This window comes from Acrocarpospora macrocephala (genome assembly GCF_009687865.1).
GTDB lineage: Bacteria > Actinomycetota > Actinomycetes > Streptosporangiales > Streptosporangiaceae > Acrocarpospora > Acrocarpospora macrocephala.
On record NZ_BLAE01000009.1, the window covers coordinates 129,403 to 141,807 of the forward strand.

Consider the following 12,405-nt stretch of genomic DNA (forward strand, 5'->3'; position numbering starts at 1 on the left):
CACAAAGTCGAGGCTTATCCGTCCGTGCTCAATCACTGTGCCAGCCGGAGGGGCCGGTCTCCAATTCGCCCCCCGTACTGTGGAACGCATGGCTCATTCGATCACGCTGTACGGGAAGCCAGGCTGCCACCTCTGCGCGGACGCCCGCGCGATCATCGCCCGGGTGGCCGGGGAGCTGGGCGTGCCGTGGGAGGAACGTGACATCACCGCCTCCGCCGAGGACCTGGAGAAATACGGCGAGATGATCCCGGTGACGTTGATCGACGGGGTGCAGCACGACTTCTGGCGGGTCGACGAGGCCCGGCTGCGCGCCGCGCTCGCCTAGATCCGGAACGCCGAGGGCAGCGGCACCACCTTTGCCGCGTTCACGCTCAGCTCGATGACGTTGGTCGCCAGCACCAGCACCTGGCGTTCGGTGGCGAAGCGTTCCATGTGCGGCTGCCGCTGGTGCTCGGAGAAGGCCACCTCGTCCCGGTAGAGCTCGTAGACGATGCGCTGCAGCGGGGCCGACTTCACGCCGTGGCAGACGAAGACCAGCGTGTCCGGCTCGGCCGCCTGGACCGCTTCGACGGTCTCCTCGGCCAGCTTGTCGAACGCCTCGCCGGAGCCGTCCAGGAGGGTGAAGACCGTCAGGATGCCGTAGATGTTGGGGGACGGCTTGGCGGTCGCGCCGATCGAGGCCGCGCCCGCGTAGACGACGCCGGTGGCCGGCATGTTGTATTCGGGGACGGCGGGCTGGGGGGCGGGCATGCCGTACTCGGGGGTGCCGCCGCCGTAGCGGTCGGCGGGCATCATCGTGCCCGTCATCGGGCCGCCGAACGCGTCAGGGCCGCTGGGGCCGACCGGGGCGCCGAAGCCGCCGGTCTGCATCCGGGCCGCGTAGTCGACCTCGCCGGTCTCGCCCGCGCGGTATTCGGCCACCAGGTCGCCGAGGCCGGAGCGCAGGGGTGGGAGCTCCGGTTCGGGTTCTTGCCGGCGGCCGTACCCCTGCCAGTCCTGCTGGGGCGGGGGGCTTGGCGGTGGGGCGGGTTCGTCCTCCTCGTCCTCGTACGGGGCGAGCGGCCGGGCCACCGCGTACCAGATCGCGCCGGCCAGGCCGCCCAGCAGAGCGGCCACGAACGGGCCGGGCACGGGGAACAGGAACGCGCCCACCAGGGCCATGCCGGTCGGGGCCAGCACCACGGTGGCGTTCATGTTGTCGGCGTCGTAGTCGTCCCCGCCGCGCCAGCGCACCACCGCCACCATCAGCGAGATCAGCAGGATCAGCAGGATCACGACATGCACGACGCGCAGCAGCTGCTCCGGCCAGAGGTCCCAGAACGTGCTCCCGATCGGCAGCTCTTTCGTGAAGTCCTCCGGAGCCACCACCGGGTCGATCAGCATGATGACGCCACCGACGAGGGTGAGGCCCACGCCGAGCGCCCAGCCGGAGAACTGGGCCGAACGTTTCTCCGCCAGCAGCTGGATCAGCCCGATGGCCAGCCAGAGCGGCGCCAGCAGCGCCCCGCCGATCTGGTAGATCCGGAAGGTGAGCGGCGCGAAACCGAGCAGGTGCCCGACCCCGACCGCGCCGAGGGCCAGGCAGAGCGAGAAGGCCGTGATGATCCAGGCGGTCAGCCACCCGGACGCCTCCTCCCGCAACCGCCCGATCAGGGCGCCCGTGGTGATGGCGGCCAGAAGGGCTCCGGCGAAGGCGATGACAGCAACTAGAACTTCCATGGTGTTCCTTATGCTGCCGGACATCACCTACGAACCGGTAGCCGATGCCCAGGTCCACTGGGTGTGCTCGGCCGAACACGCGAATTCTCACCTGAGTTCTGTCTGAGTGGATTGTGTTATGTGGCCGGTATTTCTAGAGTGTGCAAGCACGCCGACTTCCCCTTCCCCGCAGGGATATCCGGATGCCGAACACGTGGCCGTTCGCCGGGATCGCTCCTCCGGCTTCCGCTGGAGCGGTGCAGACCGCGCCCATCGAGCCAAGCACGATCACGCTCTCGCCGGAACACGACGAGATGCGCACGCTGGTCCTGCGCGCCAAGACCGGCGACACCGAAGCTTTCGGCATGCTCTACGACCGTTACGTGGAGCTTGTCTACCGCTACGTCTTCTTCCGGGTCGGATCGCACCCGTTAGCCGAGGACCTGACCAGCGACACCTTCCTGCGCGCGCTGCGCGGCATCGCCGACTTCACCTGGCAGGGCCGGGACTTCGGCGCGTGGCTCGTGACGATCGCCCGGAATCTGGTGACCGATCATTTCAAATCAGGCCGAAATCGCTTAGAAGTCTCCACAGCGGAGGTCCTCGACACCCCGCTCGACGGGCCGCACATCCCGGAGAACGCCGTCGTCACCAACATGGTGAACGAGCACGTGATGCGCGCCGTCCAGCAACTCGGCCCGGAGCAGCAGGAATGCGTCATCCTCCGGTTCCTGTACGGCATGTCGCTGGCCGAGACCGCGCTCGTGATGGGCAAGAAAGCCGGGGCGATCAAGGCGTTGCAGTTCCGCGCCATCAAGGCGCTGGCCCGGGCGCTGCCCAAGGATCTCGGTTAAGACACGTGCCGTAACCTAGGCCGCCTGCGCGTCGTTGGGCAGGAGGCAGGGCGGGGATCATCCGGGTTTTCCGGGGCTGACGAAACGCGGGAGCGTTCATGGGGTGGTGGCGTCGGTGGCGCGCCGGTCGCTTCTCGGCCGACGTGGTGTCCCGCCTCGGCGACTTCGGCCACCGGCTGGGCAGCGGGCCGCGGGCCGAGTTCCGCGCCCGGCTGCGGGACGAGCTGCTCAGAACCCACCAGAGCGAGCGTGTGCCGGCCGGGCAGCCGCCGCACGACCGTCCGTCGATTCCGGCCGTTCGGCGCTGGATCCGGATGCGGCCGTGGGCCGGGCTCGGCGCGATGATCGTGGCCACGGTGGCCACCGCCATGGTGACCTACTCGACCGTCCCCGGCGACCTGCTCTACCCGCTCAAGCGGGCGGCCGAGTCGACCCTGCTGACGCTGACCACCAGCGACGCCGACCTGGCCGACCGGCAGATGACTGCGGCCAAGGCGCGGGCCGGGGAGGCGGCGGCGCTCTTACAGGCGGCCACCACGCCCAACCGCAAGGAGTTACTCAAAGAGACGCTGCAGGACATGGACACCACCACCCGGGCCGCCCTCAACCGGGTCAAGCCGCGCGCCAAAGCCGACGCCAGAGCCCAGGCGAAGGTACGGACATTCGCGCGCGAGCAGCGCAATCGCATCGAGGGCATGCTCCCCAAGCTGGACGAGGAGAACCGGGAGCGGGCCAACGAGTATCTGGTCTTCATCGACGGATACACGGTCGGCGGCTACTAACCCGCTGCGGCGGTCCAGATCACGACTTTCCCATCAATACCGAACCGTCATACGCCGCTAACAGTGCGTACCCGATCTCGTCCGTCTCGGCGGTTAAGCTGATGGGCTATGAAGCGGCTACTGAGACGGCAGGACCCGGCGGAGATCGCGGCCGAGGCGGCGGGCGCGATGGCACCCGCGGCGGCCCCGCCCGTCGAACCTGACCTCGCGGCTGCGGCGTTCTTCGACGTGGACAACACGATGATCCGTGGCGCGTCGATCTACCATTTCGCCCGGGGGCTGGCCTCCCGTGGCCTGTTCACCACCCGCGATCTGGTGCGTTTCGCGTTCGGGCAGGCGATGTTCCGGGTCAGGGGTGACGAGAACCCGGAGCATGTGGCCAAGGCCAAGGAGATGGCGCTCGCCTTCGTCGCGGGCCTCAAGGTGGAGGATGTGGTCCGCCTCGGCGAGGAGATCTACGACGAGGTGATGGCCGACCGCATCTGGTCGGGCGCCCGCGCCCTCGCCCAGGCCCACCTGGACGCCGGCCAGCGGGTCTGGCTGGTCACCGCCACCCCCGTGGAGCTGGCCCAGGTGATCGCCCGCCGCCTCGGCCTCACCGGCGCCCTCGGCACGGTCGCGGAAACCGACTCCGGCGCCTACACCGGCCGCCTCGTCGGCGACCTCCTGCACGGCCCCGCCAAAGCCGACGCCGTCCGCGCCCTGGCCCGCCAGGAAGGCCTCGACCTGACCCGCTGCTCCGCCTACAGCGACTCCGCCAACGACCTCCCCATGCTCTCCATCGTCGGCCACCCCTACGCCATCAACCCCGACTCAGAACTCCGCGACCACGCCAAAGCCCAGGGCTGGGCCATCAAGGACTTCCGCACCGGCCGCAAAGCCACCATGATCGGCCTCCCCGTAGCCGCCGCCGCAGGCGCGGTGGCAGGCGGCGTCGCCGCCGGAATAGCCCTCCGAAAGCATTACAGAACCCACTAAGGGTTACTCGCCGTTATCCGGCGCCGTTTACCTCCGCGCTGCGTCTCGCCGCACCGGCGCCAAGAGGGACCTCCCGGCCGAGAGCCAACAGCCAATGCCGAGAGCCAAGAAACCGCCCGGCCGAGAGCCAACAGTCAATAGTGTGCGTGGAGTCGATGCCTCGGCCCCTTTTGGCGCCGGTGCGGCGAGACGCATCACCTGCGTGAACGGCGCCGGATAACGGCGAGGAGCCTGGTGCGTTCAGCGGTGGAACGCAGGGCCGCGGCGCTCGCGTAGGGCGTCGAGTTGGTGTTGGAGGGTTTCGCGTACCTGGTCGGTGAGGTTGAAGACGGTCATGGGGTCGTCGGCGTCGCTGGGGGTGGTTTTGATGGGTTCGCCGAACTCGATCAGCCATTTGGAGGGGAGCGGGATCAGGCCGAAGGCTCCCAGCCAGGGGAAGAACGGGGTCATCGGCAGGTAGGGGAGGCCGAGCATGCGGGCGAGCAGGGTGAAATCGCCGATCTTCGGGTAGATCTCCTCAGCGCCGACGATCGCGCAGGGGACGATGGGGACGCCGGCGCGCATGGCGGTGGACACGAAGCCGCCCCGGCCGAAGCGTTGCAGGCGGTAGCGGTGGGTGAAGGGTTTGCCGACGCCTTTGAAGCCTTCCGGGAAGACGCCGACGAGTTCGCCCTTGCGGAGCAGGCGGTCGGCGTCTTCGGGGCAGGCGAGGGTGTGGCCGAACTTTCTGGACAGGTGGCTCAGGGTCGGCAGGCGGTAGACGAGGTCGGCGGCCAGGAGCCGTACGGCGCGGTGAGCTTCGTCGTGGAGGCAGACCTGGAGCATGAGCGCGTCCAGCGGAAGCGTGCCGGAGTGGTTGGCGACGATCAGCGCGCCGTCGGCGGGCACATGCTCGAGTCCGGAGGTCTCCACCCGGAACCAGTGCCGGTAGAGCGGGCGGAGCAGCTCCAGCAGGACGGTGTCGGTGAGTTCGGGGTCATAGCCGAACTCGTCCACCTCGTAGTCGCCCGAAACCCGCCGCCGGACGAACGCGAGCAGCTCTTTCACCGGACCAGACCCGCGAGCGCGTCCACCACGGCGAGTGGCAGATTGCTGGTCAGTCCACGCGAGCGCAGGAAGTCGGCGTAGGCGGCGGCCGTGTCGTAGGCGAAGGTCCAGCCGAGCTCGGCGACCAAGCGGGAGGAGTCCACCGCCCGCCCGTGACTCATCAGCGCCACCTGCTCGGGCGAGTAGTCCACCTGGTCGAGCCCCCGGGCCAGCTCACCAAGGAGCCGGAACGCGGGACCGGGCACCGGCAGCGTGGGCCGCCCCGCCCGCCGCACGCACTGCGACAGCAGCAGCACCCCGTCCCCGGCCGCGTTGAACGTGCCAGGATGATCCTCGGTGGCGGTCCTGCGCAACACCTCGACCGCGTCGTCCTCGTGGATGAACTGCAGCCGGGGATCGAAGCCGAGCACGGTCGGCAGCACCGGCTGGGTGAAGAACCGGGTCAGCGGCGAGTCCACCCCCGGACCCATCAGGTTGGCGAAACGCAGCGTCGTCACGGCCACATCCGGACGCCGCCGGGCGAACCCGCGCACGAAGCCTTCCACCTCGACCGTGTCCTTGCCGTACCCGGACGTGGGCGGCTCGGCGGGCTCGCTGCTCTCGGTGAAGACCGCCGGATCCAGCGGCGAGGAGCCGTACACGACCGTGCTGGAACGCACCACGACCCGGCGCACCGTGTCCGACCGCTGGCAGGCGGCCAGCAGCTGCAGGGTGCCGATGACATTGTGCTCTTTCATCGCCGACCGGCTCAGGGCCGGTCCGCTGAGCAGGCTCATGTGCACCACGGTGTCGATGTCGCACGCGGCGATCACCCGGGTGATATCCGGGCTGCGCAGATCGACGTGGACGAACTCCAGCGAATCACGGAGTTGGGCGCCGCCATCCCGCCCATCGCGCTCAGGCGACGTCGGCGGCACCGTATCGACTCCGATGACCCGGATGCCCGGGTCGGCTGCGAGCACGGCCGCCACGCGGGCGCCGATGTGTCGGCCGACCCCTGTGACCAGCACGGTGTGGGTCATTGCCGCCTCGCAAGATGGTGCACGGTCGCTCGCCCATATCTGACCACGGGCGAGCGGCTCCGTCGGTTACTTCTTGTTTCTGCGCTGGATGCGCGTCTTCTTCAGCAGCTTGCGGTGCTTCTTCTTCGCCATGCGCTTACGACGCTTCTTGATGACAGAGCCCACGGGACCCCCAGGAGTCGGTTGCCGAGCCGGTGCGCGCTCGCACACCGGCTCAACAGACTACCGGCGATCGACCGTCGATCGCTCCCCCGGGGGGATCCCATTGAGCCACTAATGAACCATCGCCTGGTGAGCGTTGGTTCCGCCGCCTGGTTACTTCATCCAGCCTCGATGAAAGCATCCCTCAGATAGTCGTGGACTGCCTGTTCGGGCACTCTGAAGGATCGGCCTACCCTGATGGCCGGCAACTCACCCGAGTGCACGAGCCGGTACACCGTCATCTTGGACACCCGCATGACCGTGGCCACTTCAGCCACCGTCAGGAACTTCACCTCGCTGAGAGGTCTTTCGCCTGCACCCATCGGACGCCTCTTCCGCACGTGTTTACGGGTTATCCCCACTGGTGCCATTGCTCACGCACGTGTACTGCCGTCAGCGTAAGTCGCGACCCCGAGAAGGCAAACCCCCCATTTCATCAGTCCTCGGGGGCTCGTGCCGCCGAAACCGGGAAAATCGCTGGCCAGCAGCCGGACCGTGCCCCTCGCCAAGATCTTGGAACGGACCAACTTCTCTCACATTAGAGTCGCTCAGGCCCACAAAAAAGTTGGCAACCGGTCGACACACTGGTGCAAAAGCGGGCGCGAAATACCCCAAATGGGCGGTCCTAAAGCCCAGCGGTGATCCAAGCCAGCAGGTACCGGGTCAACGGACCGTAATATCTGGGGAGCACATTGTCATCAAGCGGCACAGTCACCGCGATTTTCCCCTCTGCCTCCCCGACGAAGAGGCCGGGGTCGTTACTGTCCGCGAAGGCCACCGTCTCAATTCCGGCCTCGCCGGCCGCCCCGGCCCAGCCGTGGTCGGCGATCACGAAGTCCGGCCGCTCCTCGGCCAGCATCGCCCGCATCGGGGCGGCGTCGTGGGTGTGCACCAGCGCGCCGCCGTCGTCGAGCAGGGCGACGTCCTCGATGTACCTGATCCGCCTGCGGCGGCCGTACGAGCCGGGCTGGTACATCCAGCCCTCGGCCGGGGTGACCAGGGTTGCGCCGTGCGCGGCCAGAAACCGGGCCAGGGCCAGGTGGATGACCATGATCCCGGTGGGGTGCCCGGTGGCCAGGGTGAACCGGCTGCCCGGCCGGCTCAGGGCGGCCGCGATGCGGTCGCCCATCGCCTCGGTGGCGGCGACCGTGCGCTCGGGGTCGATGGTGTCCTGGCCGTAGCGGTGTTCCGGGTCGGCGATCACCCCGGCCGACTTGGCCATCAGCGCCAGCACGTCCCGGTAGCTCCAGGTGCTCTCGAAGGTGAGCCCGAGCAGGTAGTGCGGGTCCCCGACGGCCAGCGAGCGGTAGTGGTCGAGATTGTTGTCCCGGGGTGTCGCCACGTCGCCGGCGACTTGAGTGCGGACGAGCTGTTCGATCAGTTCGTCGCGCGTGGGGGCTTTCGTCATGGCATCGGGTCCAGACCGTGGAGGGGGAAGACCGCGTTCCGGGTGGCCATGATGGCGCGGTCAATGGGGTCCGCCGGGTCGAAACCCTGGGCGATATCACGATATTCCGGATTTCGGCCGTCGGTCATCGTGAGCGGCGGGACCTCGCCGGTCCGCTGCCGCACGAACGCGCGCCACTCGTCCGGCGTCCGCGTCTCGGGGTCCACCGGCACTCCGGCGGCCTCGGCGATCAGATGGGTCCAGGCCCGGGGAACCACCTGGACCAGCTCGTAGCCACCGCCCCCGGTCGCCACCCACCGCCCGCCGGCCGTCTCGTGCGCGAGCTTGTGCAGCTCCTGGTACGCCGTGCGCTGCCCGTCCAGGCTCAGCATCAGATTGGCCAGCGGATCCAGCGCATGGCTGTCGCACCCCTGCTGGCTCACCAGGACCTGCGCGTCGAACTCCCGCAGCAGCGGCGGCACCACCGCGTGAAAGGCCCGCAGCCACCCCTGATCACCGCAGCCCGCCGGAAGCGCCACATTCACCGCGCTGCCCGCGATTCCGGTCTCCTCCGGATATCCGGTGCCCGGGAAGAGGGTGCGCGGCGACTCGTGCAGGCTGATCGTCAGCACCCGGGGGTCGTCGTAGAACATCGCCTGCACCCCGTCGCCGTGGTGCACGTCCACGTCCACGTACGCGACCTTCGACGCCCCCTGCTCCAGCAGCCACGCGATCGCGAGTCCCGGATCGTTGTAGACGCAGAAACCGCTCGCGCGCGCGGGCATCGCGTGATGCAGCCCGCCCGCCACGTTGATCGCGTGCTCCGCCTCCCCCAACCAAACGGCTCTGGCGGCGGCCAGCGTGGCTCCGGCGACGAGCGCGGAGGCCTCGTGCACGCCCACGAAGGCGGGATTGTCCGGCGTGCCGAGCCCGGCGTTCAGGTCGGGCCTGCCGGTCTTGGAGACCCGCTTGACCGCGTCGATGTAGTGCCGCTCGTGCACCAGGCCGAGCTCGTCGTCCTCGGCGGGGGCGCATCCGACCAGCTCCACCGCGTCCAGCACGCCGAGCTCGCGGGCCAGCGCCATGGTGAGCTCGACCCGGACCGGCGCGAGTGGATGCTGTGGCCCGAAGTCGTACGACGTCAGCGCGTCATCCCAAACCACCCGCACCGCGTCGCTCATGCCATGAAATTACCGCATCACCTCATTCGGCCCGCAGCGCCACCACCGGATCGAGCTTGCCCGCCCGCCGCGCCGGGGCCACCCCGAAGAACACCCCGACCCCGACCGACACGCCGAACGCGAGGGAGATCGACCACCAGGTGATCGCGGCCGGGACCGGCGAGACCGCCGCGATCAGCAGCGCCCCGCCGACCCCGAGCAGGATGCCGATCACCCCGCCGATGGTGGTCAGCAGCACGGCCTCGATCAGGAACTGGCCGAGGATGTCGCGCTGCCGCGCCCCGAGCGCCTTGCGTAGCCCGATCTCCTTGGTCCGCTCGCGCACGCTGACCAGCATGATGTTGGAGACGCCGACCCCGCCGACCAGCAGCGAGATGCCCGCGATGGCGGCCAGCACGCCGGTCAGCATGCCGAGCACGGTGCCGATGGTGCCCAGCAGCTGGGTCTGGGTGACGGCCGAGAACTTCTCGCCCGGGTAGCGCTGGACCAGCGCGTCCACCACCTTGCGCTGGAGCGGCTCGATCTCGTCGGGTCCGGACGCGCCGACCGCGATACCGTTGATCCTGGCCACCCCGATCAGGCGCTGCGCGGTGGTGACCGGCACGTGCACCTCCTGGTCGCGGGCCACCCCGAAGGTCGCGCCGACCTTCTCGTAGACGCCGATGACCCGGAACCGCACCCCGGAGATGGTGGCCTGGCGGCCGACCGGGTCCACGTCGCCGAACAGCCGGGCGGCCACCTCGGAACCGAGGATCACCACCCGGCGGCGGGTGTCCACGTCGGTCTCGGTGAGGTATCTGCCGCGCCGCAGCGGCCGATCGAAGATGTTGGGCAGGAACTGGTCGGTGCCGAGCACGGTCACGAACGCCTCGTCCCGGCCGACCCTGATCGTCTCGCCGGACTGCACGGAGACGGTCACCCGGGATTCGTCGCCGACCACCCGGCGGACGTAGGCGACGTCGGTGAGGTCCAGGCGGCTCTGGGTGGGGGCGGCGGCGAAGTTCAGCTGGCCGGGCACGACCAGGATGATGTTGCTGCCGAGCCCGGCGATCTCCTGTTCGATCGCGTTCTTGGCGCCGGTGCCGATGGCGACCAGGACCACCACGGCGGCCACGCCGATGATCACGCCCAGCATGGTCAGCCCGCTGCGGAGCCGGTTGACGCGCAGGGCTTCCAGCGCCATCCGGAGCGCTTCCGCGGTTCTCACGACGACCCCGTGTCGAGCTCGATGACGCCGTCCCTGACGTGGATCTGGCGGCGGGCCCGGCCCGCGACCTCGGGTTCGTGGGTGACCAGGATGACCGCGACACCGCTGTCGGCGTTGAGGCGTTGCAGCAGGTTCATCACCTCGGCGCCGTTGCGGGAGTCCAGGTTGCCGGTCGGCTCGTCGGCGAGCACCACCTTGGGGTCGCCGACGAGGGCGCGGGCGATGGCGACCCGCTGCTGCTCGCCGCCAGACATCTGGGCGGGGCGGTGGGCCAGCCGGTGCGCCAGGCCGACGGCTTCCAGGGCGGCTCTGGCCCGGGTCCGGCGTTCGGCGCGGGGCACGCCGCGGTAGACGAGCGGAAGGGCCACGTTGTCCAGGGCCGAGGTTCTGGCCAGCAGGTGGAAGGACTGGAAGACGAAGCCGATGGTCTGGTTGCGTAACTCGGCCAGTTCGGTGTCGGTGAGCGTGGCGACGTCGACGCCGCCAACCCGGAGGGTGCCGGAGGTGGGGCGGTCCAGGCAGCCGAGCAGGTGCATGAGGGTGGACTTGCCGGAACCGGACGGGCCGATGATCGCGGCGAATTCCCCGGATGCGACGGTGAGATCGACGCCTCTGAGCGCCTCCACCGAGACGCCTTCCAGCTGGTAGGAGCGGGTCAGGGCGACCGCCTCGAAGGCCGGGGTCACCCGAGCTCCTGTCCTTCGCGTACGGTGTCGGCGCCCTTGACCACGATCCGGTCGCCGACCTGGAGGCCGGTGAGGATCTCCACCATGGTGTCGCCTTGGGCGCCCAGTTTGACGGTTCTGCGCTGAGCTTTGCCGTCGCGTACCAGCCAGACCGTGCTCTCCCGGCCGCTGGAGACGATCGCGGCGGCGGGCACGGCGACCGTGTCGGGGGAGTCGCGGACGGTGAGGCGGATGACGGCGCTCATGCCGGGTTTGGGGGCGGGGGCTTCGCTGCCGTCGTCGTACAGGCCGTCGCCGAGGGAGAGGCGGACCGGGTAGCTGACGCCGCCGGTGGCGCCCTCCTTCGGGGTGACGCCGACGCCGGTGACGCGGGCGGCGTAGGTGGCGCCGGCGACGGCGTCGAACTCGACCGTGGCCTCGGTGCCGTCCGTGACGAGCAGGACGTCGGTTTCGTCCACGTCGGCGGCGAGGCTGAGTTTGGAAATATCGGTGATCGTCACGATCGCGTCGCCGGTGGCGACGGGGACGCCGGTGGCGATCACGCCCGCCGATCGGCCGGTGGAACCGCTGGAGGGCAGGGCCATGCCCGCGGGCAGCAGCGCGCTGAGGTCAGGCTGAGCGCCGCCGGAACCGGCTCCGCCGAGGGTGACCACGCCGCCGAAGGGGGCTTTGATGGTCAGCGCGTCCACGGTGGATTTGGCCGTTTTCACCGCCGCTTTGGTCTGGGTTCTGGACGCGGCCTGCAGGGAGCTCATCGACTCGGTCAGGCCGCCGAGGCCCGCGCCGAGCTGGCCTGTCACCTGGGAGAGCGACCGGTTGACCGAGGTGTTGAGGCCGTCCACGAGCTCGCCGAGGGCGTCGTGCTGGGCTTCCGCGGCGTCCAGGGCGCTGAGCAGCTGCTCCCGGATCACGGGGTCCTCGATCTTCTTGGCGGAGGTACGGGCCTTCGCGAAGTTGCGCCGTACCTTCGCGTCGAGCTTGCCGGAGAGCTCCAGCTTCGGCAGCTGGATCGACGGCGCGGCTCCGCCGGAGGAGACGCTCCTGGCCGCCTGGGCGTCGGCCTTGCGGGCCTGGTCCAGCTGGTCGCGGGCCTGCTTGGAGGTGATCTTGGCCAGGATCTGGCCCTTCTTCACCGTGTCGCCGTCGCTCACGTAGAGCTTGCCGACCGTTCCGGCGGCCGGCGAGGTGAGGGTGGCGGTCGCCCGCGCGCCGACGGTTCCCGGAGCCTCCACGACCTCGCTCACCGACGCCCTGGTCACCTGCGCGATCTGGACGTTCGGGGGCTCGTCGCCGGTGCAACCGGTGAGCAGGAAGGTCAGGATGAGAAGCGGGGGGATGCCGCGACGAATCGTCACTCGACCC

At 69.4% G+C, this 12,405-nt stretch carries 14 protein-coding genes; 4 read left to right on the forward strand and 10 right to left on the reverse strand.

Annotated elements, in window-relative coordinates; all coding sequences use genetic code 11:
* Positions 1-88 precede the first annotated feature (88 nt).
* Positions 89-325, forward strand: coding sequence for a glutaredoxin family protein (locus tag Amac_RS08835; RefSeq protein ID WP_155353829.1), 237 nt, complete (start codon positions 89-91; stop codon positions 323-325).
* Here Amac_RS08835 and Amac_RS08840 read toward each other — a convergent pair.
* Complete coding sequence (locus Amac_RS08840) at positions 322-1,719, reverse strand: putative quinol monooxygenase (RefSeq protein WP_155353830.1); 1,398 nt, start codon at positions 1,717-1,719, stop codon at positions 322-324. The two genes, Amac_RS08835 and Amac_RS08840, sit on opposite strands and share 4 nt — an antisense overlap.
* Before the next feature lie 182 nt (positions 1,720-1,901).
* Between Amac_RS08840 and Amac_RS08845 the strand changes: the two genes are divergently transcribed.
* From Amac_RS08845 to Amac_RS08855, 3 genes are all read left to right on the forward strand, one after another.
* Positions 1,902-2,552 (forward strand): sigma-70 family RNA polymerase sigma factor, encoded by a 651-nt coding sequence (locus Amac_RS08845; protein ID WP_155350371.1) that lies wholly within the window; start codon positions 1,902-1,904, stop codon positions 2,550-2,552.
* A gap of 98 nt (positions 2,553-2,650) precedes the next feature.
* Entirely contained in the window at positions 2,651-3,334 is a 684-nt protein-coding gene (locus Amac_RS08850; protein WP_155353831.1) for a DUF5667 domain-containing protein, read from the forward strand.
* Positions 3,335-3,442: 108 nt separating this feature from the next.
* A complete protein-coding gene (locus tag Amac_RS08855; RefSeq protein ID WP_155353832.1) occupies positions 3,443-4,312 on the forward strand; it encodes an HAD family hydrolase in 870 nt (289 codons plus the stop codon).
* Positions 4,313-4,552: 240 nt separating this feature from the next.
* On the opposite strand, the gene Amac_RS08860 is transcribed toward Amac_RS08855, so the two are convergent.
* From Amac_RS08860 to Amac_RS08900, 9 genes are all read right to left on the reverse strand, one after another.
* Positions 4,553-5,359 (reverse strand): lysophospholipid acyltransferase family protein, encoded by an 807-nt coding sequence (locus Amac_RS08860; RefSeq protein WP_246268170.1) that lies wholly within the window; start codon positions 5,357-5,359, stop codon positions 4,553-4,555.
* The gene (locus tag Amac_RS08865; protein WP_155353834.1) at positions 5,356-6,381 is read right to left on the reverse strand and encodes an NAD-dependent epimerase/dehydratase family protein; all 1,026 of its coding nucleotides are present in this window, start codon (positions 6,379-6,381) and stop codon (positions 5,356-5,358) included. The genes Amac_RS08860 and Amac_RS08865 overlap by 4 nt, the downstream gene beginning before the upstream one ends.
* Before the next feature lie 66 nt (positions 6,382-6,447).
* Positions 6,448-6,546 (reverse strand): 30S ribosomal protein bS22, encoded by a 99-nt coding sequence (locus Amac_RS08870; protein WP_018654693.1) that lies wholly within the window; start codon positions 6,544-6,546, stop codon positions 6,448-6,450.
* Positions 6,547-6,701: 155 nt separating this feature from the next.
* The gene (locus Amac_RS08875) at positions 6,702-6,905 is read right to left on the reverse strand and encodes a helix-turn-helix domain-containing protein (RefSeq protein WP_030456159.1); all 204 of its coding nucleotides are present in this window, start codon (positions 6,903-6,905) and stop codon (positions 6,702-6,704) included.
* A gap of 302 nt (positions 6,906-7,207) precedes the next feature.
* Positions 7,208-7,990, reverse strand: a complete 783-nt coding sequence (locus tag Amac_RS08880) for a phosphatase (protein WP_155353835.1) — start codon at positions 7,988-7,990, stop codon at positions 7,208-7,210.
* Complete coding sequence (locus Amac_RS08885) at positions 7,987-9,150, reverse strand: acetoin utilization protein AcuC (RefSeq protein WP_155353836.1); 1,164 nt, start codon at positions 9,148-9,150, stop codon at positions 7,987-7,989. Before Amac_RS08885 ends, Amac_RS08880 begins: the two co-directional genes overlap by 4 nt.
* 22 nt (positions 9,151-9,172) lie before the next feature.
* Complete coding sequence (locus Amac_RS08890; protein WP_155353837.1) at positions 9,173-10,357, reverse strand: ABC transporter permease; 1,185 nt, start codon at positions 10,355-10,357, stop codon at positions 9,173-9,175.
* Entirely contained in the window at positions 10,354-11,043 is a 690-nt protein-coding gene (locus tag Amac_RS08895; RefSeq protein WP_155353838.1) for an ABC transporter ATP-binding protein, read from the reverse strand. Before Amac_RS08895 ends, Amac_RS08890 begins: the two co-directional genes overlap by 4 nt.
* Positions 11,040-12,398 carry an efflux RND transporter periplasmic adaptor subunit gene (locus Amac_RS08900; RefSeq protein WP_170322391.1) on the reverse strand — a complete coding sequence of 453 codons (1,359 nt, stop codon included), beginning with the start codon at positions 12,396-12,398 and terminating at the stop codon, positions 11,040-11,042. The genes Amac_RS08895 and Amac_RS08900 overlap by 4 nt, the downstream gene beginning before the upstream one ends.
* Positions 12,399-12,405 lie beyond the last annotated feature (7 nt).